Raw genomic sequence first — 18,776 nt, forward strand, 5'->3', positions numbered from 1 at the left:
GATCAGGAGAGTGGTTCGCATAATGGACGTTACATTAAACGACCCACGGAGGCTGGGCCAGTTTCCGTAGGCCGCTCAACGTAACGCCCGTCATTATGCGTACCCTTGGATGCGAAGCCTGGGAGCTACTGTTGATCATTTGCGCCCAGGCTGGTCGACCAATACCGGCGTCAGAAAAAGAACGAGCTCAGTGCTGGTCGATACTGTCGAGCTGCTGGTGAACAACCATTTGAAGCCAGGGATTTTACCCAGGAACGGCACGCTCCTAACGACGGTTGTATCCAGATCCGAATAAACACCACCCACAGCAATGGTCTGGCCAAACGGTGAAAAAACCCGGGAAGTCAGCGAGGTTGTGTTGATCGGTGGCACGCCATTCATGGCATTGGAATAATCAGGCTCATCCTTTGAAAGGATGACATCCAGCAGCACGCCCTTATCGTTAACGATCGGAGTCACGTCGAGCGACAAAGCAGCCTGCTTGAAGGATGTCGACGTTGCACCATCGCCGGCCGATTGCTGATAAGGAACCTGAGAGCCTTTAACAATTTTGGCTTGATGACGGTCAGAGGTATAAACGCGAGGACTGGAAATCACCCTGCCCTTACCTTCCTGCTCCATCGCTGAAAGCCTGGCATCGAGCGTCAGAGCGCTTGAGACAATGCCAACAGCCCCGATGGCACCAGAGGCAAAGCCAAGCGGCACAGAGCCTGAAACAGTGCCAGCACCGCTGCCTACAGTGCCACCCCATTGAACACCCAGATTCTTGGAATACGAGCGATCCACCTCGACAATACGAGCCTGGATCATCACTTGCTTCCTGGAATAATCAACAGCAGCAATCAAGGTTTTGAGCTGCTCTAAACGCGCCTTGCTCATCCTGGCAACGATGACAGAAGAACCGTCTTCAAAATTCAGAGTCTCTCCAGGATCGAGAGGAAATGCTTTTATTGCGTCGGACGCCAAAATGTTATGCACCTTGAAGATCGAAACATCAAAAGAGTTGACGCCAAAGGAAGGACTACTTTGAATTTGCTGGTCTTGGGCAGCAACATATGAATTTGTTGAATATGAATCACCTGGGCGTGGATAACCACTAACACGAAGAAACTTACCTTCAACGGTATATAAAAGCCCCTTTGCCGAAGTCACATACTCAATGGCTTCATCCCAGGTCACATCCTTCATACGCATAGAAAGTGAACCACGGACATTTTCGTCCAGCACAAGATTCAAGCCCCTGTAATCGGCAAGAAGCTGTAAAGCGGACGAAACCTGAATAGTTTGAAAATCAAAAGTCAGTTGCTGAGGGACTGTTTCCGCTTGTGAAAAGGAAACAAAGAAAAACAGAAAGACAGAGACATAGAGGCCGCGAAGAAACTTACAGGTATTCATGGGATGAGTTCCGGCTGATTGGTCAATTAATTGGGCGCGGTCTTAGCGCTACGCTAAAGACCACCCCCAATTAATCCACCTGTGATTGGATTAGGTTTTTTTAATGACCAATTAGTGATCTTGAAACCATCAACCAAACAATAAGCCTCAGTAAAGTCTGGGAAATATCGACAATGAGAGAAAGAAATGTAACGAGTATTTCCATTGTTATCAGCTACCAGGGCAAGAGCTTCAGATACAGCCTTTGAAGATGGATCAGGCTTTGACGGATGAACAAAGCCAACAAGCCGCCAAGTGGTTGAAATCGGAAGCTCAGCAGGTGAACTAGGTTGCTTTAGTGTAGAAACAGACACTGAGTGCTTCACACCAGGTTGATCAGTAGTAAAGAACTTTTTGACAAAATAAACACCCAGGACAATGCAAACAACAAAACAACCCAGTGCCGACCACAAACCAAAAGAACGCAAAATACTTGAACGACCATCTGCCGAAGATTCATCACCCACGGCACCAGAGTTTGATTGAGTAGCAGACTTATAGAATGAATACACAGACTGCTTAAAGGTTCCGGCAGTGGTTCTGATTAACTTTGTTTTTGAAGGTGCATCACCAGTAACAGCACCATTGTAAATATCTACCTTGAAAGTCTTTTTTGTGATTTTTCGAATTCGATAGGTGGTCTCAATCAAAAGACGTACCCATGACGAAATTTGAGCAAGGTCTTGAGTCACAAGAACCATACGCATCGAATTGTTCTTTGCATCAACACGGTGCCTATGTTCAGCAAGCAAGGACTTATCAGTAAGGTTGGCTTGGTTCACATTTTTACCTGCGGGCCACCTCCTCCAACATTCGTCGATAATCGCAACAGATCCAGGTGGAATAATCTCGGAAAGGTCATCAAGCTCAAACCAATTATCAGGCAGTTGAGTAATGTTTCCTCCATAAACAGACAACAAATCATCAATGGACAACGGAATATTAGTAACCACATGCCTGTCTTGCTTAAGAGACGGAATTACAACGTGCTCAACGACGCCGTAGCTTTTACCGTGACCTGGTTTACCAACATAAGCATGGATTGCCATAAATCACCCAATAAACGGAATGCGACGAACAAGGAAGCGCAACAAATAGGCGCTGCTAACAACAGTAATCCCAAAAGGTAACTGCATCAAATTCATGAAGTACCAAACAGATGGAGAAATGTTAGTAAACAACTCTCCCGCACTTGTAAGTAATCCCATGATGAAACTGGAGCTAATCAACTCTAAAAGTGATTGCCAAAGCCAATCAGCAACTTGAATTATCAGGTCAACAAAAAATTGCAAAATCTCGCGGAGAATCGATAGAAGCCAATCACCGAAAGCAGACATAAACACCTCAAATTTTTAGCGGCTAAAATTACGCGGACAGGAAAATACGCAAGGCAAGGATTGACCAGGCCGCCAGAAATACAGCTGCAAGAATTGAGGAAACCGAATCAAACAATGCGCAATGCGCATCGAAAGTAATCATGGTTCCAAGGAGCTGAACAGTGGCGGTGGGACAGGCTGCCAGAGAGCCACCAGCAGCCATTTTCTGATTAAATTCAGTAAGAGCCTTACCGAATCCTGACTCATTTAAATCGGCTTCCATGCCACGGACAAAGGCATCGTAGTGAACAGCGTTAACCTCACTATCAAGAATTGAGTCCCCCACTAGTGATCCTGGATTATTGAAAGAAAGCTCACCGTCAAAACCGGAATCACCATCCCCACCGTTACCACCATCGCCATCGCCGCCGTCATTCCCACCACCAGGATTGGTGCCACCATCGCCGCCGTCGCCAGGATCAGTACTGGGAGTGAGAGGATCTCCAACGGACGGCGACTTATACCCGGACTCAGCACCGCACGAAGGACTCGCGGTATTAAGACCCACGAAGTAGTTACAAAAACCAGTGACTGTAGAGCCTGGAGACAGATAGCAGGTGCTACCGGAGGCGGAACTAGCCAGGTAAGAACAAGAGTTGTGACAAACATCAGCAGTAACAGAGCCAACTGACCACGCGACATAATATTTATCTCCTGATTTTATTGCAGCAGCATCGGGACCACGAGTCTCGACTGTTTCAGGGCAAACGGCAGCCTCCTTAACAATACCGACACTATCATTAAAAGGAGACCCATAAAAAGTCCAGGAATAAGCACAGCTAGCATTTGAAGTACCATTCATGGTGCAAGAGCCAGCAGTGTACCCAATTTTATTTGGGTTTGTATTAGCCGACTTAACCGCATTTACGAATGCGGTTATAAACGACTCAGGCGTGTCCTGGACACTGGCGGCAGAACATTCACTGGAATAAGAGGCCGCATATGAAGAATTGCACTTCCAGCCAGCAGAAGCGGTCGATGAGAACGCAGCGAGAAGTAAGAAATAAATGAGATAAAGATACTTCATATCACCACCCGGAAAAGACGGCAAACGAGCAACCAGATCCAATGCAGAACATGGCAAAATAATAGAGCTGATCCATTAGGAATATAACCTCAATGCCCAAGCAAGACCTGCGTAAAAAAGCCCCGTCATAAGGGCGCCGGATAAAAACGAAAAAATAAATGTTGTGGCAATAATCCTCTTAATCAAAAGTAAAGAAATAACACCTCTAGAAAAACGATTTGGAAATCTATGTAACGCAGTGTGCTTATAGAAACGGCGCATAATTCAACCCATTATATTAAGCAAAAAAAAGGACGCCCGAAGACGTCCAGGTCGAACAGGGATAAAGCCTTAACCGCGCAGGAAGCCCAGAACGATACGAGCGCCTTTGATACCGGCGTAAACACCAGCAAGAATGCCAGCAACAGCCAGAACACCAACTGAAATGGTGCTGAAGTCGATGGATGAAGTCAGACCGCTGTAATCCCAGGCAACAGGATCAGCAGCGAAAACTGAAGAAGCCGAAACAGCGAGAACAACAGCGGAAACAGCTACAGCACTAGATTTTTTGAACATGGGAAATCCTCAGGATTGTTTGATGAAGTTTAAAAACGCACGTATTCCCATCGACATAACCATAAAGCTGGCTACTAATGTGAATCCGGCGCCAAAAGCTTGAGCCAAAATAACTGGATCAAGTTGTGAAGGATCAAAAGGGACAGCATAAGGAACAGAAACCCAATCGACCGAGCACGAAGGAGCACCGCCCTGAATGATTAAATCACCAGGGCAATGCAATAAACCGGACATTACGTAGACTTCTGCGGTGTCGAAGAACCAGGAGCACCGGAACTAATACGACGACCTTGACGAGGATCGACTTCAAAAATCAGACGATCATCGCGAACTTGCGCGTTCACATCACATTCATACTTTCCAGGCTGAGGAACCTGCTGGGGAGTGTCAGCGTAAAAAGTGCATTTCTGCGGGTATGGAATATTTGGCAAGTGAGCATATGCTTCAAACATGCAATATGGTTTTCCCGACTTGGCAGCAGTACCACTGCGGTGATTGCCGGTTACTTCAACTACGATAACATTAGACATGTAATGCCCTTATCTCAGTGTTGGAAAGCCTGGAACGGTGCCGGGCTTACGGTATGCCCAACTGGGCGCAATAGCCTCAGGGTTACGCCTGAAGGTTTTGAATTTTCGTGAAGAGCGCTGACGTTCTACTTCTTGCTGAGCCAATGCAGATAGAAACAAGCGCATAAGACTATTAATCCCAGCACGTTCATCACATTGAGGGTTGTTGAGAGCATTTAGAAACTCCATTTCTACTGCAAAGCGTAGATTTTGATAAGCAACCCTATCCATCAGAAATTCACCCAGTCGACAATGCAGAGTGTTCCTTTTTCTTCGTAATCAAAAAACCACCGCTCTTTTAGAGCTTCTACAGCCTTGATCGCTTCTTCAACCTGCTGAGCAAGAATAGGATTGATAAAAGAGCTGCGCACTTGCTGCTGTTCAGCTAGACGACGACGCTGGCCAGCAGTAAGTACGGTGGCATCAAACTTAACTGTTTTCATGCAGCGACCTGCTGGAGATGATTTGCTCGTTGATACCAGGACGGAATAGCCAAGGTGGACTTAGTGACCTCACGGCACTGTCGCACAAATATTGGAGCAAATCGGCTGGTGTCACAGGCATTACGAATATTAATACCTATGCGATTAAGGCGAGCCGCATGATCCTGGACTTGTCGTTTCTTAAAATCGAAGCGCTGGCCATGCATCCATTGAATGGCATAAAGGGCAGTTGTATTCGCGGCGCGAGTAGTATCAACAATTTTCTCTGCTAACAGCTGCTCGCTAATACTAACGATATCCATCGCAGTCACCTTCAGCTTTTCATCAATTTTAAGAAACTCACAGTGGAGCTGGGCTAAACGCCCTTCATCAAATAAGCCCCAGTAACAAAGGGATTCACGCTGCAAGAATTCACATTTAAGCTCTTGCTCTAAGCGAACTACGCCTTCAATAAAGCAGTAATCACGAACACGCTGGACATACTTGTATTCAGCAGAGTCCTCACCAAAAATTCGCTTTATTTTTGGCAGACAGTTTTGATCCATTTCAAAAGTCTTGTCATAAGCCTTTCGATACTGCAAACGGCCACCCTGACCATTTCCTTTCGGAGTCCAGGCAACAGTACGACCATTCGGATATAAGAATCCGATAGAGTGACCAATGCGTTGACTTGATACACCACGCAAGTAAGCCAAAACATTGCCTTCGCCCAACGCAAAATTGGTTGTTAGGTCGATACGTTCGATTTTTGCGCCGTCAGCAATCCGATCGCCAGAGCTGGCACCCGAAGCGCCTTGGCGAATATCGAGGCGAGTACAACGAGTAAAACCAGGCAAGCCATATTCGCGAAGAAGCTGGTTGTAGACAGAAACGCACTGCTCAATGGTTGTAAAACCAAAAAGATTGTCCAGCCGCCCTACTCTGCTTGGATTGCCCTCAACTCGAATCTTTCGGCCTTGGACATGAATAGTGACGGAGGTCGAATAACTGGCTTCGTGTTTGAAACGAGGCTGCTTGGTGCTCAAGACTTCGTTGGTGTTCGAATCGACAGTCAGCGTAAAGATTCCGCATACGATCGGTAGATCATGCTGATGCTCCTGCGAAATTGTGAGCCAATCGATGAACATCCGAAATCCTTGTCAAGCCAATACACGACGCAGGCAAGACTACGTCATGTGTTAGGCTATTTGCAAGAGATACGTAGCAGCTTAACCATCGATGTGTGTTAGCTGTACAAAAACACAGGAGGTATAGTCAATGACTCATGAGCATTCAGATGAAGCGGCGATGAACATCGGAGAGAACATCAGAAACAAGCGAGCACTCAAAAAGGTGTCGCAAAAAATTGTGGCTGAGGCGGTTGGAGTAGCAGAAAACACAGTTGCCAGCTGGGAAAAGGGTAAAAACCTGCCGCCACCTGACAAAGTGATAGCGATTGCAAAGTACTTCAAATGCACCACCGATGAGATCTTGCTGAGCGATGAGGAACGAGGGTTGGAGATACAGATGTTGGGCCTACTCCGACGATTCGGAAGCCTGAACGAAACCCACAAACCTATAGCCCTCAATGTGATCGGCTCGATTCTCCAAGGCCTGGAAATGGAAGAGTACATGAAGGGTGAACGCAATGAAGGCAGCAAGAGATTAGGTGTGTTGGGGGACTAAGGATCGCGGGAAACCGCGGTAAAGTGGGGGTGTAACAGCACCCCCACTCGCTTCGCTCAAAAATCGCTGGAGGCGTCATGCTGGCAAAATGGATTTTCGTCCTCATGATCGACGGCAAGGTCACAGAAACGGCAATGCTGCCGTCTGAGAGTGAATGCCAGATTCGTTTAGTAAGGGTCGTGCCGCGACTAAGGGCTGTCGGGCAGAATGCGCTAGGGGCCTGCTACATCCGGGCAACCGAGCTGCGCTAGAAAATCGGACCTGTCGGGACCTGTCCGGCGATAGCGCTGGACGTCAGGGGACCGCGCAGGCTTCGCGGCAGACCGAGCAACAAGCCTTGGGCTGAACATGGCGCGAAGTGCCACCAGAGCGATCCTAGATGCTCTGGACGCGAAAGAAACCCTCAGTGATTTAGCGATCGCTGGGGGTTTTTTATTAGGCGTGAGAAAGGCCGGCGTTGCCGGGTATCGGCGCGGGGGTTGATTAGCCTGGCTGCCGATCGGCGAGGCGCCTAATGCCCTACGGGCGTCGAGGTATGGCGAATTCAGAGGTTCAGGATGGCAGCGCAGGCGTCCTGCAGGGCCTGTAGACGCTGGTCAAAATCGGCGGTTTCTCTGTCGATTTCGGCGAGTCGTGAGCGCATTTTTCTGGATTCAGCTATGACGCGCGGGTAATCGGCAAGCACGTAGGTGACAGCATCGAGAGGATCGCGGGACGGGGCATAAAGCGTGGCATCGCGGATAAGGTGATCGGGTATCAGGAGAGTGGTTCGCATAATGGACGTTACATTAAACGACCCACGGAGGCTGGGCCAGTTTCCGTAGGCCGCTCAACGTAACGCCCGTCATTACACGTAACAACATGTTTCGGAATTAGCCCGGTTGCACGCGGATTTTGAAGCGCTCAATCCACCAGGCCCCTCATTCTTGTGCCAGCTCTCCAATCAGCTGCGAATGCTCTGGGAACTGTTCGCTGAGCGTCTGCCGATTACCCAACTCCATATCCTCATAATCAAACCCAGGCGAAACCGCTTCGCTGATCAATCCGTATCCTGCCAATCCATCCATAAGCCGCGAAGCTTTCCAGACACCACCGGGTACGTGCAGCTGCAAACGTTGTCCGGCGATTATGTCGTTGCCCATCGCCACAGTTTTCAACGTACCGTCTGGAAAAATCAGGCTGTACTGAATCGAGTCGCCCAAATGGTAGTAATGCACGATGTCTGATTGGTTGAGATGAAAATGGCCTATTGGCGAATCCTTGGTCAGCAAATAGTAAATGGAGGTCATCAGGTAACGCGGTCCGCTATCAGTTTCAACCATGGCGTGGTGATCCGATTGGAAGGTCCTGCGGTAGAAACCACCTTCCGAATGAGGCTCCAGATCCAATGCTGCGATTAATGCTTCAGCGCCAGGAACGAGGGTCTTTAACACGGTACTGGTCATCTGGATTGAGCCCTGTCATAAAAAGTGTTTTTTATCTCATAAAGTTATAACTAAGCTAAACACTCATTTAGTTTAGTTATATGCCTGACTGCTGTAGTGTCGAAGACGCTATCAACACCCAACCAGTGAAGTTTCCAACAACGCCTCCAACCCCATCGGCTTGGCAAAATAATACCCTTGGGCCTGGCCTGCCCCGATTTCACGCAGCAAGACAAGCGTCGCTTCATCCTCGACACCTTCGGCCACCACGCTCAGGTCCAGCGATTCTGCCATCCGCACAATCGCCCGCACGATCGCACGACTACGGGCACTGGTGGTCAGTTCGAGGATGAATGACTTGTCGATCTTCAAGCCGCTGAAACGGTATTGATGCACATAGCTCAAGGATGAAAACCCTGCACCGAAGTCATCGAGCACCACCGACATGCCATTGTCGGCCAATTGCTGCATGTTCTGCCGGGCAATAGCCGGCTCGGCCACCAATGCACCTTCGGTCAACTCCAGGCAGATCCGCGACGGCGCGACCCGGTGCTGCGCCAACAGGGCAAGCACATCACTGGCAAAGTCCGGGCGCGTCATGCTGTAGCTGGAGCAATTGACGTGCACCGCAGGCCAATTGGCGTGCCGAGGTTGTGCCAGGATCACTGCAACGCTGCTGAGCATGTACAGGTCCAGTCGACCGATCAGCCGCAAACCCTCGACGTTCGGCAAAAAGTCACCCGGTGCGATCACGCGGCCGCCCGGCTGATGCCAGCGGATCAGCGCTTCAAGGGCCAGCAGTTCGCCAGTTTCAACGCTGACAATCGGCTGGAAATACGGCAGCAGCTCATCGGTACGTTTGAGCGCATTGCGCAAGGCCCCTTCTCGCTCGACCTGGTCCGAGACTTCACGGCGCACTTCCTGATTGAACACCGCGTAGCTGTCGCGACCGGCACTCTTGACCCGGTACATCGCTGCATCCGCGTCGCGCAGCAAGTCGGCCGGTTCGTGATGGAACTGATTGTCGGCGCTGACAATACCGATGCTGCAGGACGAAAAAACCTCATGGCCATTGATAAAAAACGGCAGGTCAAACGCCACCAGGATCCGTTCGGCGATTTCGATCACCACGTCCAGCGGCGCCTCGGGAGCGAGTACTGAAAATTCATCGCCCCCCAGTCGCGCAAGCATGTCGGTCTCACGCAGGCAATTGCGCAAACGGTGAGCGGTCTGCATCAACAGCAGATCGCCGAAATGGTGGCCGAGGCTGTCATTGACCATCTTGAAACGATCGAGGTCGATGAACATCACCGCCAGGTGCCCGCCTTCGCTGCCGAATCGCGACCAGGCCAGATTGAGCCGCTGTTGCAGGTAGGTTCGATTCGGCAGCCCGGTCAACGCATCGTGGGAGTTTTCGTGTTGCAGCTTGGCATTGGCGTGATCGAGTTCGCGGGTGCGGCTCTGCACCCGGGCTTCGAGCTTGAGGTTGGCGGCATGGATGGCTTCGGCGGCCGTGCGGCGCGACAACGCTGTATCGATATGCCGTGACACGAACGTCAGCAGTTCCTGGTCACGCAGGGTATAGCGCACCTGCGAGGTATAGCTTTGCACCGCCAGCACGCCACGCACCACATCGCCATCGAACAATGGAATGCCCAGCCAGGAGTAGGCTCGGACAGACTCATGGCCCAATTCGATTTCGCCCTGCGCAGCCAATCGCTCAGCCTCGCAGGGGTCCATCAGGCAAGGTCGACGCTGACGGATGACGTACTCGGTCAAGCCCCGGCGACCACGTCGTGCCTTCGGACAAGTCGTCTGGCGCTCATCAACATAATAAGGAAAGGTCACTTCACCGGTCGCGTCGTCGAACAGCGCGATGTAGAAGTTCTGCGCGAACAGCAGATCACCGACGATGCCATGCAAGGTTTGAAACAGCTCGGCCATATCGCCAGGCTGGCTCGACAGTTCAGCAATCTGGAACAGCGCGCTCTGCAGATGTTCAGCGCGCTCTCGCTCTGCCACTTCCTGCCTCAATGCTTCGTTGAGTGCCGAAAGTTCCAGGGTACGACGCATGACGATCCCTTCCAGGTTCTCGCGGTGCAGAATCCGGTCCAGCGCCATGGCCACGTGACGGGCCACCACCAGAAACAGCGCGCGGTCTTCAGCGCTGTAGGTACGGGAAACGTCGTAGACCTGCATGGCCAGCATGCCAAACACATCATCCGACGCATTTTTCAACGGTGCGCCCATCCAGAACTCGGGACGATCCCCCACGCAGTAGAAGCGGCCCTCCGCCTCAGCCGCGCGAATGCCGGCAGCGTCGATCAGCAACGGCTGGCCAGTGGTCAACACCTGGCCGGTCAACGACAGGTGCGAGACATCGAGGTATTCGTAGTGTTCGGCCTCCACGGCATCAACGTCGATGATGTCGACGTAATACGGGTAGTCAATCTTGCCGGTGTGCGGGTCATACAGTGCCAGATAGAAGTTCTCGGCATCGATCAGACTGGCCAGCAACCGGTGGACGCCCACCAGAAATACAAACCGGTCGCGGGTCGAACTGGCGAGGTAGGTAATTTCATACAGCACACGCTGAGTAATCTGCGCACGGGCCAGGGTGTTGGTCTGCACCTGAATGCCCAAGCGCTGGGCAAACTCTGCGAGCGCCGGCTCCTCGGCGTTATCGACTGGCGCGAGTAGCCAACCCAGCACACTTTCGCCTCTGCCGGTTGGCCAGCGGTGCAACTGCCGAGTCAGGCAAAAGGCTTCGAACTCTTCATTGGCAACGCTGGATGGCCACTGCGCCTGCGGGTCGCCCTGCCCGACCCAATGCATTTGTTCACCGGCGCGATAGACCACCCATGCGGTGGTGTGGCACCAGTGGCGCGCAGAGGCCAGCAATTGTTCGAACGCGTCGTCGTTATTGGCGTGGGCCATGCCGACAGTTTCCGAATTACCTTTTAGTTGAGCGGCGACAACGTCGCAATCGATCGATTGCCGCGGGGAGTCGGTCAATGGACGAACACTCATCAGCGCTCCCTGAGCCAAAACTGGCGATACTCATTTTTTATTTTCCAGCACGATGCCAGAGAGCCTCCCGTTTAAAGCTTATATACGTTTTTATCAATCGTTTTATTCGCTTAAGTGCCAACCTACGGGTGTGCCCCTACAAGTTCCGCCGGGCGTTCAGTGGCCTTTGATGGAACAGGCGCAATGTTCCGCAGCAGGAAATGCGACAGCGCCGGGATAAGGATCAACGCCCCGAGCATGTTCCAGAGGAACATGAAGGTCAGCAGGATGCCCATGTCGGCCTGGAACTTGATCGGCGACCAGGCCCAGCACACCACGCCGGCGGCCAGGGTGATGCCGACCAGCCCCACCACCCGGCCGGTGAACGACACCGCGTTACGGTAGGCCTGTGCCAGCGGCAAGCCCTGGCGCTGGTATTGCAGCTGCACGCTGAGCAAATACAGCGCGTAATCCACGCCGATCCCGACCCCCAAAGCGATCACCGGCAACGTCGCCACTTTCACGCCAATGCCCATGACCACCATCAAGGCCTCGCACAGTATCGAGGTCAGTACCAACGGCAGCAGCGCCACCAGCGTGGCGCGCCAGCTACGGAAGGTGATCAGGCAAAACAGCGTCACCGCCGCGTACACGTAAAGCAGCATCGTATGGTTGGCTTCACGTACCACAATGTTGGTCGCCGCCTCGATACCGGCGGTGCCGGCGGCCAGCAGAAATTGTCGGTCCTCGGTGCTGTTTTCCCTGGCGAATCTGTCCGCGATGGCGACTACCGCGTCCAGGGTTTCTGCCTTGTGGTCCTTGAGGAAGGCAATCACCGGCATGACCGAACAGTCGGTATTGAACAATTCCGGCGCATTGACCGAGGCCTGCTGCGCGGCATAGTTCAGCACGTTCTGGTTACGCTGGATGCTGTTCAGCTTGGGGTTGCCCTCGAACGATCCAGCGGTGATCTGGCGCACCGCGTTAACCAGCGATGAAGTCGCTTGCACACCCGGGAATTGTTGCAGCTCCCAGGCCAGGCGGTCAGCCAGGATCAACGTCTGATAGTTCAGGCAGCCTTCCGGCGGGGTCTTGATCATCACCGCGAACAGGTCGCTGGACAGCGCATAGTGGCTGGTGATGTAGGCGTTATCGCGGTTGTAGCGCGAGTCCGCGCGCAACTCCGGGGCGCCACTGTCGAGATCACCGATCTGCAGTTGCAGACTGACCACGAAGCCTGCGATACCCAACGCCACAGCACCGAGCACGATACCCATGGCCCACTTGCGGGTGGTGAAACGGTCGAGCAGATCCCACAGTCTGCCAAAGCCGCGACTCTGCGCAGCGCGGTTGTCGATCTTCAGTGCGCGCTCGGCAGCCTTGGCGCCAACACCGACATAGGACAACGCCACCGGCATCAGCAACAGCGATGTGAAAATCAGCACCGCGACGCCGATACTGGCGGTAATCGCCAGGTCCTGGATCACCGGAATGTCGATCAGCATCAACACCGCAAAGCCCACCGCGTCGGCCAGCAACGCGGTGACACCGGCGATAAACAAACGCCGGAAGGTGTACCGCGCCGCCACCAGTTTATGGGTGCCGAGGGCTATGTCCTGCAGGATGCCGTTCATCTTCTGCGCGGCGTGGGACACGCCAATGGCGAAGATCAGGAACGGCACCAGCACCGAGTACGGATCGATGGCGTAACCCAGCCAGGCCACGATACCCAACTGCCAGACCACCGCCGTCAGCGAACAGAAAATCACCAGCAACGTGCTGCGCAGGCAACGGGTGTAGAGGTAGATGATGACGAACGAAGTGACCACGGCCAAACCGAAAAACATCATCACCTGGATCAGGCCGTCGATCAGGTCGCCGATCAACTTGGCAAAGCCGATCACGCGGACCTTGTACTTGCCCTGCCCCTCCTCCCCCGCCTGGCGTGCCTTGCTGTCGCCGGCAAACTCGATCTTGTCGCGCAGTTGCTCTTCAAGCATCTGCGCGAACGCGTGGTAATCAATGCTGTGACCGGTTGCCGAGGTCTTGTCCTGCAGCGGCACGATCAACATGCTCGATTTGAAATCGCTGGCCACCAGGCTGCCGACGACGCCCGCGCGGTTGATATTCTGGCGTAGTTGTTCGATGTCTTCGGGGGAGCCCTGGTACGCATCGGGCATCACCGGGCCACCCTGGAAACCTTCCTCGGTCACTTCGTTCCAGCGCACCGAAGGGCTCCACAATGACTTCAACCAGGCGCGGTCAACGCCTGCGGTGAGGAACAAGTCGTCGTTGACTTGCTTGAGCACGGCCAGATATTCGGGGTCGAAAATATCGCCCTGGGTATTCTCCACCACCACCCGCACTGAGCTGCCCAGGCCGCGCAACGATTTGCGGTTCTCCAGGAAGTTTTTTATGTAGGGCTGGCTCTGCGGAATCATCTTTTCGAAGCTGGGACGCAGTTCCAGGCGGGTAGCCGCCATATAGCCCAGCACCAACGTGATCAACGCCATGAACAGCATGAACAGCGGGCGGTAATTGAATACCCAGCGCTCCAGCCGGTTGCCGGAGTGCCGATCGAAGTCACGCAAGTGGCGGATCACCGGCATGGTGTCTTGCTTGATGTTTGCCATGTCTGGGTACTCGCTCTTAGGGATCCGGTGATTACTTGATGTTCAGTGCGCGTGCACCACGACTGCCAACCAACACCAGGCTGCCGTCGGGCGCCTTGATGGCGCCGGCTGATGGAGACAGCTTTTGCTGAGGCACCAATGTCAGTTGCGTGCCGTCTACGTGGACCAGCATTTGCCCTGCCTGGCTAAACAGCAGGTATCGACCCTTGGCGTCCACCGTGGCAGTGGAGATGCTGACCTGCAGGCCGGTCTTGAGCAGGGTCCAGCTGGAACCGCCGTCGAGGCTGCGAAACACATGCCCGCGCAGACCGTAGACAAGCACTTCGCCGGGCCGGCCAATCGCTCCGAAAAAGCTGCCCTGATACGGCGAATCGAGTGCCGCGAAACGCTGGCCCGGGTCATCCCACTTGAGCAACAACCCCTGTTCGCCAACGATGTAGAGCGCATCCTCCGTCGAGGCGATGGCATTGAGGTGCAACCCTTGCGGGTTGTCGGTGCGGTCCTGGAACGGTGTCCAGTGATGACCGCCATCGTCGGTACGCAGAATCAGGTTGAACGCACCGACCACATAACCGGTTTTTTCGTTGGCGAACCAAACGTCGAGCAGCGGCTTATCGGCGCCCTCCTCGGTCAGCCGCTGGCCGTCGGCGGCGAGCGTTGCCCATTGTTCATTGGCCGGTTCGGCACGGGCCAGCGCACCGTAATGTTCAACCAGCAACGCACCGATCTGGCGGCCGTCCAGTTGTCTGGTCCAGGTTTCACCGGCATCGCTGCTGTGCAACACCACGCCATCGTTGCCGACCGCCCAGCCCTGGGTTGCTGAAGGAAAACTGACGGCATTGAGGTCGGCACTGACCGGTACGGCGGCCTGTTGCCAGTCTTTGCCGCCATCATCGGAATAGAGAATGTGGCCACGTTGTCCGACGGCGACCAGCCGCTCTCCTGCACGGGCGACGCCCAGCAACGGGCTGCTGACCGCCAGGGCGCTGGCCTTGGCCGGCTGGTCCAGCACATCGACGAAGCTGGTGGCGTGGGTGAAGCCCTGAAAAAGAGCAAGGGCCATGCCCAGCGCCAACTGCCGGTACTTTTTGTACGAACACATACGGCGTCCTCATGAAAAAACTGCGCCGGGCGCACGTCGCGTGCAGCCCGGCGTTGAAACAGGTCGCTTTAGCGAATACCGGCGCCCGCCAGGGACTCCGGCGACCACTGCGCCTTGGACAGCGAGTCGATGTAACGGATGCCGCCGTAAGGGCCCACCACACCGTTGATGTTGTAGGACCCGCCGATCAGGTCGTAGATCATGAAAGGCGTAGAGTCCGGTACCTGCTTGTCATAGCTCTGGCTGAGGAACGCGAAAGAACCACGGTAGAGCTGACCGCGCGCGTCGTACTGGTCAGAAGCCAGTGCGGCCCAGCTGTCTTCATCCAGGTAGAAGCGGCGCTTCTGATAGACGTGACGTGCACCCGCCTTGAGGTTGCCTTCCACCACCCACACGCGGTGTTTCTCCCAGCGTACGAAGTCGGGCGCAAGGTGATTGGGCGTGGTCAGGCTTTTCGGATCCTGGGCGTAGGTCAATTTGTAGGTGTTGTACGGCACGATCATTTCTTGCTTGCCGACCAGCTTCCAGTCGTAGCGATCCAGTGCGCCGTTGAACACAAACACATCGTCGTAAGTACCGGCGCCGGCAGTCCCCGGGTTCGGCGTGTCATACGCCAGGTTCGGTGCCAATTTCACCCGGCGCTGTCCCGGCAGGTACTGCCAGGCGCGGCGCGGCTGCTCCAGCGGGTTGGCCGCGTCCTTGAGCATGATCGACTCGCCGGCCCGACGCGCCGGCCCGGTGTAATACAACTTCATCTGGTAGTACACGTCAGTGCTGCTGATGGGCTGCGCCATATTTTCGTAGATCGGGTAAGTGATGAACGCCTGCCCCGTGGTCGCCAGGCTCGCCACCCCGGCCGAGTCGACGTTCCAGGAGTCGTACTTGGAGTTGATGTTGACGCCCTGATAACGCAGCAGGAAATTCCACATCGCCTCGCTGCCCGATTGCGGAATCGGAAACGGCACGCCAGGCAATACGTTATCGATGGCCAGCCCGCCTTCCAGGGACTTGGCGCCATTGGCGTTCTTCAGGCTGTTGTCCAACACCGCTTGCGGCAAAGCGACGGTGCGATGGGTCGGGTAGACATCGACGCGGTAGCTGGGGAAGCGCTTGGCCAGTTCAACGGTTGTGGCACTGAGCATGCCCTTGTACTGATCAACGTTCTTGCCATCGATCACCAACACCGGTTTCTCGCTGGCGAAAGGGTCCGGACGCATGCTGTCGCCGGCCTTGAAACTGGCCGGAGCCGTGGTCAACCCGCCAGCATAGGCAGGAATGGAACCGTCGGCGCTGGCGGCTTTTTCGGCGCCGATCAGGGTCAGGCTGCTGCCCAGCCGGGCGGCTTCTTGAGTCGAAACGGCGGCTTGTAGATGAACGGCAGCGGCCATGGCCAGGGACGCGGCCAGCAGAGTTGGGACGAATTTCATGGGTCATACTCCTGCTTAGTGACTAAGCATTGGGTGAATCAGAAGGTGGTTTTCAGCGTCAGGTACAGCGCGCCACGGTCTTCGGTGGTCGCACCGCCGCCCGAGAGGGCTGAATAGCCACCGGCGTAGCACGCATAGTTTTCGTTACCGCTGAAGGCGTTCGGTGTGGAGCCATCGCCACTTCCGGCGTTGGCGGCACCGGTGCTGTTGCCGCTGACATTGCACTTGTCAGCCTTGCCGAAGGCGTCCACGTACTTGAGGTCGACGAAGTACTTGTTGTAGATCGCCGCACCGACGCCAAGCGCATAGTTGCCGGTGTCTTTCGCGCCGCCGCCCGAGACCGGTGAAACCCCATCGAGGCCCACGTTGACGGACATCGGCAGGCTCATGTCCACGCCCGGGAATACCTGGTACCAGGTCGGCGTGAAGTTGACCGCGATGCCCCAGTTGTCACGGGTCGGTGCATCGAGACCGCGGTAAGTGCTCTTGCCCTTGTAGAGCGCCTCGTTCTTGCTATCGAGCTTGAGCAGGTTGCTGTAATACAGCTCGGCGAGCAGCACCGCCGAGTCGAACACCGGAGTCTTGGGCAGGGTCATCAGGCCGTTGATCGTCCAGTGCAGCGTGTCGCCGGTGGCGCTCATGCTGTCGCCATCGTGCGGGGTGTCGTAGATCACACCGGTAGCCGCGCTACGTGGAGGCAACAGACCGAGACCTCGCCCCAGCCCAAGCGGACTGCTGGTGCTGACAATCGCCGGGATACTGGCCAGCGGCATGTTATGGCGGATGTTCAGGTCACTGCCGACGCTGATACCGCCGATGTCCTTGGACAGGCTCAGGCCGACGATGTCGATCTTGTCGGAGTACGCCAGTTGGTAGGTGGTGGTGCTCAGCGAGTTCAGCGTGTTGACCACCGCCGGCACTTGACCTGCCGGGGCGGTGCCGTTGGCATTGGCCGAGCTCAAACCTCTGGCGTCGAGCCAGGCCTGAGGCAAAATGTCCGACGTCTGGCGGTAGTAAACGCCGAGGGTGCCGTCCAGCCAGGCGGGCGACCATTTGGCCATAAAGCCCCAATCGCCAGAGTTGCGCGGAGTCAGGTCATCGCCACGGCGCACGTTGGTCAATGCGTTGCAAGGTGCCAGGCCGCAACCCAACGGGCTGCCAGGGACTACTGAGTTGGTGTTGCCCAGCAGGAACGACTGCGCGCCGAAACCCACCAGATCAGAGCCGCCATAGTAGGTGCCCGCCTCAGGCAGGCGCGCGGCATCCCAATCGAGGAAATACTGGGCACCCACCGTCAGCTCGGGATTGACCGTGAAGGACATCGACACCTGATTGCGTGGGACAAACAGCTCCTTGGCCTCGGTGCCGGGCGATGCCGCCAGCTTGGCCAGGTCCAGGCCAGCCTGGCCGTAGCTGATCGAATGCACCGGGTTCAGGATGGTTTCGCCCCAGAACACGTTGTGTTGCCCGGCCTTGACGCTGAACAGCGACTCCTCGCCCACTTCGGTGCTGTAGAACACGAAGGCGTCGAGGATTTCACCGGAGGGACCGGTGTAGTAGCGCTGGGCGTAGTTGCTCAGGTGTGGACTGCCGTTGCCGACATTGTCGCGAGTCACGGGCGCCAGGCGCGGGTCATTGGCGACCAGGCCCGAAGTGCTGCCATTGCCGTTGACGAACGGATTGGAGTTGGAGCCGGTGTTTTCATAGGCTTTGTCGTACCAACTCGCGGCACTGACACGAAAACCCACGTGGTCTTTGTAGACCACATCCATCTCGGTCAGCAGGTCGACACGGTGGGTGATGTTGGTCCCGGCCTTGCGAAAGTTGTAGTCGCCGTCGTTGTTGTTCGGCGTTCCCAACATGCGCTTGTCCGCACTTTCGGTGCGTACGCCGTAGTTGTACTTCACGGTGTTATCAAAACGCACGGCCCAGTCAGGATTGCCGGTATCCAGCTCGACGGCGTGGGCCGCCGGCATGGATGCAGCGAGGATGGCCAGGGCCAACAGACTGTGACGCGAAGTGTGTGTGTGGCCGTGACTCTTATTGTTATGCATTACGGTGTCTCCGCCTTGTTGTACTTATTTTTAAGCGCAGCTTTCCTTGCACAGGCCC

The 18,776-nt window shown here is 54.8% G+C and carries 17 protein-coding genes; 1 reads left to right on the forward strand and 16 read right to left on the reverse strand.

Features of this window, described 5'->3' with window-relative positions; all coding sequences use genetic code 11:
• Window positions 1–135: 135 nt before the first annotated feature.
• The 9 genes from ACIQV9_RS16765 to ACIQV9_RS16805 form a co-directional block, all read right to left on the reverse strand.
• Complete coding sequence (locus ACIQV9_RS16765) at window positions 136–1,395, reverse strand: hypothetical protein (RefSeq protein WP_403103496.1); 1,260 nt, start codon at window positions 1,393–1,395, stop codon at window positions 136–138.
• Window positions 1,396–1,448: 53 nt separating this feature from the next.
• Entirely contained in the window at window positions 1,449–2,483 is a 1,035-nt protein-coding gene (locus ACIQV9_RS16770) for a zonular occludens toxin domain-containing protein (RefSeq protein WP_403103499.1), read from the reverse strand.
• A gap of 3 nt (window positions 2,484–2,486) precedes the next feature.
• The gene (locus ACIQV9_RS16775; protein WP_057709999.1) at window positions 2,487–2,771 is read right to left on the reverse strand and encodes a DUF2523 domain-containing protein; all 285 of its coding nucleotides are present in this window, start codon (window positions 2,769–2,771) and stop codon (window positions 2,487–2,489) included.
• Between the two features lie 28 nt (window positions 2,772–2,799).
• Entirely contained in the window at window positions 2,800–3,837 is a 1,038-nt protein-coding gene (locus ACIQV9_RS16780; protein ID WP_403103503.1) for a hypothetical protein, read from the reverse strand.
• A gap of 330 nt (window positions 3,838–4,167) precedes the next feature.
• A complete protein-coding gene (locus tag ACIQV9_RS16785) occupies window positions 4,168–4,392 on the reverse strand; it encodes a hypothetical protein (RefSeq protein ID WP_159935446.1) in 225 nt (74 codons plus the stop codon).
• 9 nt (window positions 4,393–4,401) lie between these two features.
• On the reverse strand, window positions 4,402–4,626 hold the full coding sequence (locus ACIQV9_RS16790) for a hypothetical protein (RefSeq protein ID WP_403103506.1): 225 nt from the start codon (window positions 4,624–4,626) through the stop codon (window positions 4,402–4,404).
• On the reverse strand, window positions 4,626–4,922 hold the full coding sequence (locus tag ACIQV9_RS16795; RefSeq protein ID WP_403103508.1) for a propanediol utilization protein: 297 nt from the start codon (window positions 4,920–4,922) through the stop codon (window positions 4,626–4,628). The genes ACIQV9_RS16790 and ACIQV9_RS16795 overlap by 1 nt, the downstream gene beginning before the upstream one ends.
• 269 nt (window positions 4,923–5,191) lie before the next feature.
• Window positions 5,192–5,404: a hypothetical protein gene (locus tag ACIQV9_RS16800; protein WP_403103510.1), complete on the reverse strand. Its 213-nt coding sequence runs from the start codon at window positions 5,402–5,404 to the stop codon at window positions 5,192–5,194.
• A complete protein-coding gene (locus ACIQV9_RS16805) occupies window positions 5,401–6,531 on the reverse strand; it encodes a phage/plasmid replication protein (RefSeq protein WP_403103513.1) in 1,131 nt (376 codons plus the stop codon). Before ACIQV9_RS16805 ends, ACIQV9_RS16800 begins: the two co-directional genes overlap by 4 nt.
• A gap of 130 nt (window positions 6,532–6,661) precedes the next feature.
• Here ACIQV9_RS16805 and ACIQV9_RS16810 point away from each other — a divergent pair, with 130 nt between their 5' ends.
• A complete protein-coding gene (locus ACIQV9_RS16810) occupies window positions 6,662–7,069 on the forward strand; it encodes a helix-turn-helix domain-containing protein (protein ID WP_159935451.1) in 408 nt (135 codons plus the stop codon).
• Window positions 7,070–7,613: 544 nt separating this feature from the next.
• On the opposite strand, the gene ACIQV9_RS16815 is transcribed toward ACIQV9_RS16810, so the two are convergent.
• The 7 genes from ACIQV9_RS16815 to ACIQV9_RS16845 form a co-directional block, all read right to left on the reverse strand.
• Window positions 7,614–7,844 (reverse strand): hypothetical protein, encoded by a 231-nt coding sequence (locus tag ACIQV9_RS16815; protein ID WP_403103516.1) that lies wholly within the window; start codon window positions 7,842–7,844, stop codon window positions 7,614–7,616.
• A 145-nt stretch (window positions 7,845–7,989) separates the two neighbouring features.
• Entirely contained in the window at window positions 7,990–8,514 is a 525-nt protein-coding gene (locus tag ACIQV9_RS16820) for a cupin domain-containing protein (protein ID WP_403103519.1), read from the reverse strand.
• Between the two features lie 111 nt (window positions 8,515–8,625).
• On the reverse strand, window positions 8,626–11,523 hold the full coding sequence (locus ACIQV9_RS16825) for an EAL domain-containing protein (RefSeq protein WP_403103521.1): 2,898 nt from the start codon (window positions 11,521–11,523) through the stop codon (window positions 8,626–8,628).
• Window positions 11,524–11,645: 122 nt separating this feature from the next.
• Complete coding sequence (locus ACIQV9_RS16830) at window positions 11,646–14,135, reverse strand: RND family transporter (RefSeq protein WP_403103524.1); 2,490 nt, start codon at window positions 14,133–14,135, stop codon at window positions 11,646–11,648.
• Window positions 14,136–14,166: 31 nt separating this feature from the next.
• Window positions 14,167–15,237, reverse strand: coding sequence for a YCF48-related protein (locus tag ACIQV9_RS16835; protein WP_403103527.1), 1,071 nt, complete (start codon window positions 15,235–15,237; stop codon window positions 14,167–14,169).
• A 68-nt stretch (window positions 15,238–15,305) separates the two neighbouring features.
• Window positions 15,306–16,664, reverse strand: a complete 1,359-nt coding sequence (locus ACIQV9_RS16840) for a DUF1329 domain-containing protein (RefSeq protein WP_403103530.1) — start codon at window positions 16,662–16,664, stop codon at window positions 15,306–15,308.
• A gap of 38 nt (window positions 16,665–16,702) precedes the next feature.
• Entirely contained in the window at window positions 16,703–18,718 is a 2,016-nt protein-coding gene (locus tag ACIQV9_RS16845; protein WP_403103533.1) for a DUF1302 domain-containing protein, read from the reverse strand.
• Between the last annotated feature and the right edge of the window lie 58 nt (window positions 18,719–18,776).

This window comes from Pseudomonas sp. NPDC099000 (assembly GCF_044759925.1).
Lineage (GTDB): Bacteria > Pseudomonadota > Gammaproteobacteria > Pseudomonadales > Pseudomonadaceae > Aquipseudomonas.

Excerpts from the sequence above, each read along its gene's own strand:
- ACIQV9_RS16770 (WP_403103499.1), bottom strand. The coding sequence starts at position 2,483 with ATGGCAATCCATGCTTATGTTGGTAAACCAGGTCACGGTAAAAGCTAC.
- ACIQV9_RS16810 (WP_159935451.1), top strand. The coding sequence starts at position 6,662 with ATGACTCATGAGCATTCAGATGAAGCGGCGATGAACATCGGAGAGAAC.
- ACIQV9_RS16845 (WP_403103533.1), bottom strand. The coding sequence starts at position 18,718 with ATGCATAACAATAAGAGTCACGGCCACACACACACTTCGCGTCACAGT.
- ACIQV9_RS16820 (WP_403103519.1), bottom strand. The coding sequence starts at position 8,514 with ATGACCAGTACCGTGTTAAAGACCCTCGTTCCTGGCGCTGAAGCATTA.
- ACIQV9_RS16825 (WP_403103521.1), bottom strand. The coding sequence starts at position 11,523 with ATGAGTGTTCGTCCATTGACCGACTCCCCGCGGCAATCGATCGATTGC.
- ACIQV9_RS16840 (WP_403103530.1), bottom strand. The coding sequence starts at position 16,664 with ATGAAATTCGTCCCAACTCTGCTGGCCGCGTCCCTGGCCATGGCCGCT.
- ACIQV9_RS16815 (WP_403103516.1), bottom strand. The coding sequence starts at position 7,844 with ATGCGAACCACTCTCCTGATACCCGATCACCTTATCCGCGATGCCACG.
- ACIQV9_RS16830 (WP_403103524.1), bottom strand. The coding sequence starts at position 14,135 with ATGGCAAACATCAAGCAAGACACCATGCCGGTGATCCGCCACTTGCGT.
- ACIQV9_RS16805 (WP_403103513.1), bottom strand. The coding sequence starts at position 6,531 with ATGTTCATCGATTGGCTCACAATTTCGCAGGAGCATCAGCATGATCTA.
- ACIQV9_RS16775 (WP_057709999.1), bottom strand. The coding sequence starts at position 2,771 with ATGTCTGCTTTCGGTGATTGGCTTCTATCGATTCTCCGCGAGATTTTG.
- ACIQV9_RS16780 (WP_403103503.1), bottom strand. The coding sequence starts at position 3,837 with ATGAAGTATCTTTATCTCATTTATTTCTTACTTCTCGCTGCGTTCTCA.
- ACIQV9_RS16765 (WP_403103496.1), bottom strand. The coding sequence starts at position 1,395 with ATGAATACCTGTAAGTTTCTTCGCGGCCTCTATGTCTCTGTCTTTCTG.
- ACIQV9_RS16790 (WP_403103506.1), bottom strand. The coding sequence starts at position 4,626 with ATGTCCGGTTTATTGCATTGCCCTGGTGATTTAATCATTCAGGGCGGT.
- ACIQV9_RS16795 (WP_403103508.1), bottom strand. The coding sequence starts at position 4,922 with ATGTCTAATGTTATCGTAGTTGAAGTAACCGGCAATCACCGCAGTGGT.
- ACIQV9_RS16800 (WP_403103510.1), bottom strand. The coding sequence starts at position 5,404 with ATGAAAACAGTTAAGTTTGATGCCACCGTACTTACTGCTGGCCAGCGT.
- ACIQV9_RS16785 (WP_159935446.1), bottom strand. The coding sequence starts at position 4,392 with ATGTTCAAAAAATCTAGTGCTGTAGCTGTTTCCGCTGTTGTTCTCGCT.
- ACIQV9_RS16835 (WP_403103527.1), bottom strand. The coding sequence starts at position 15,237 with ATGTGTTCGTACAAAAAGTACCGGCAGTTGGCGCTGGGCATGGCCCTT.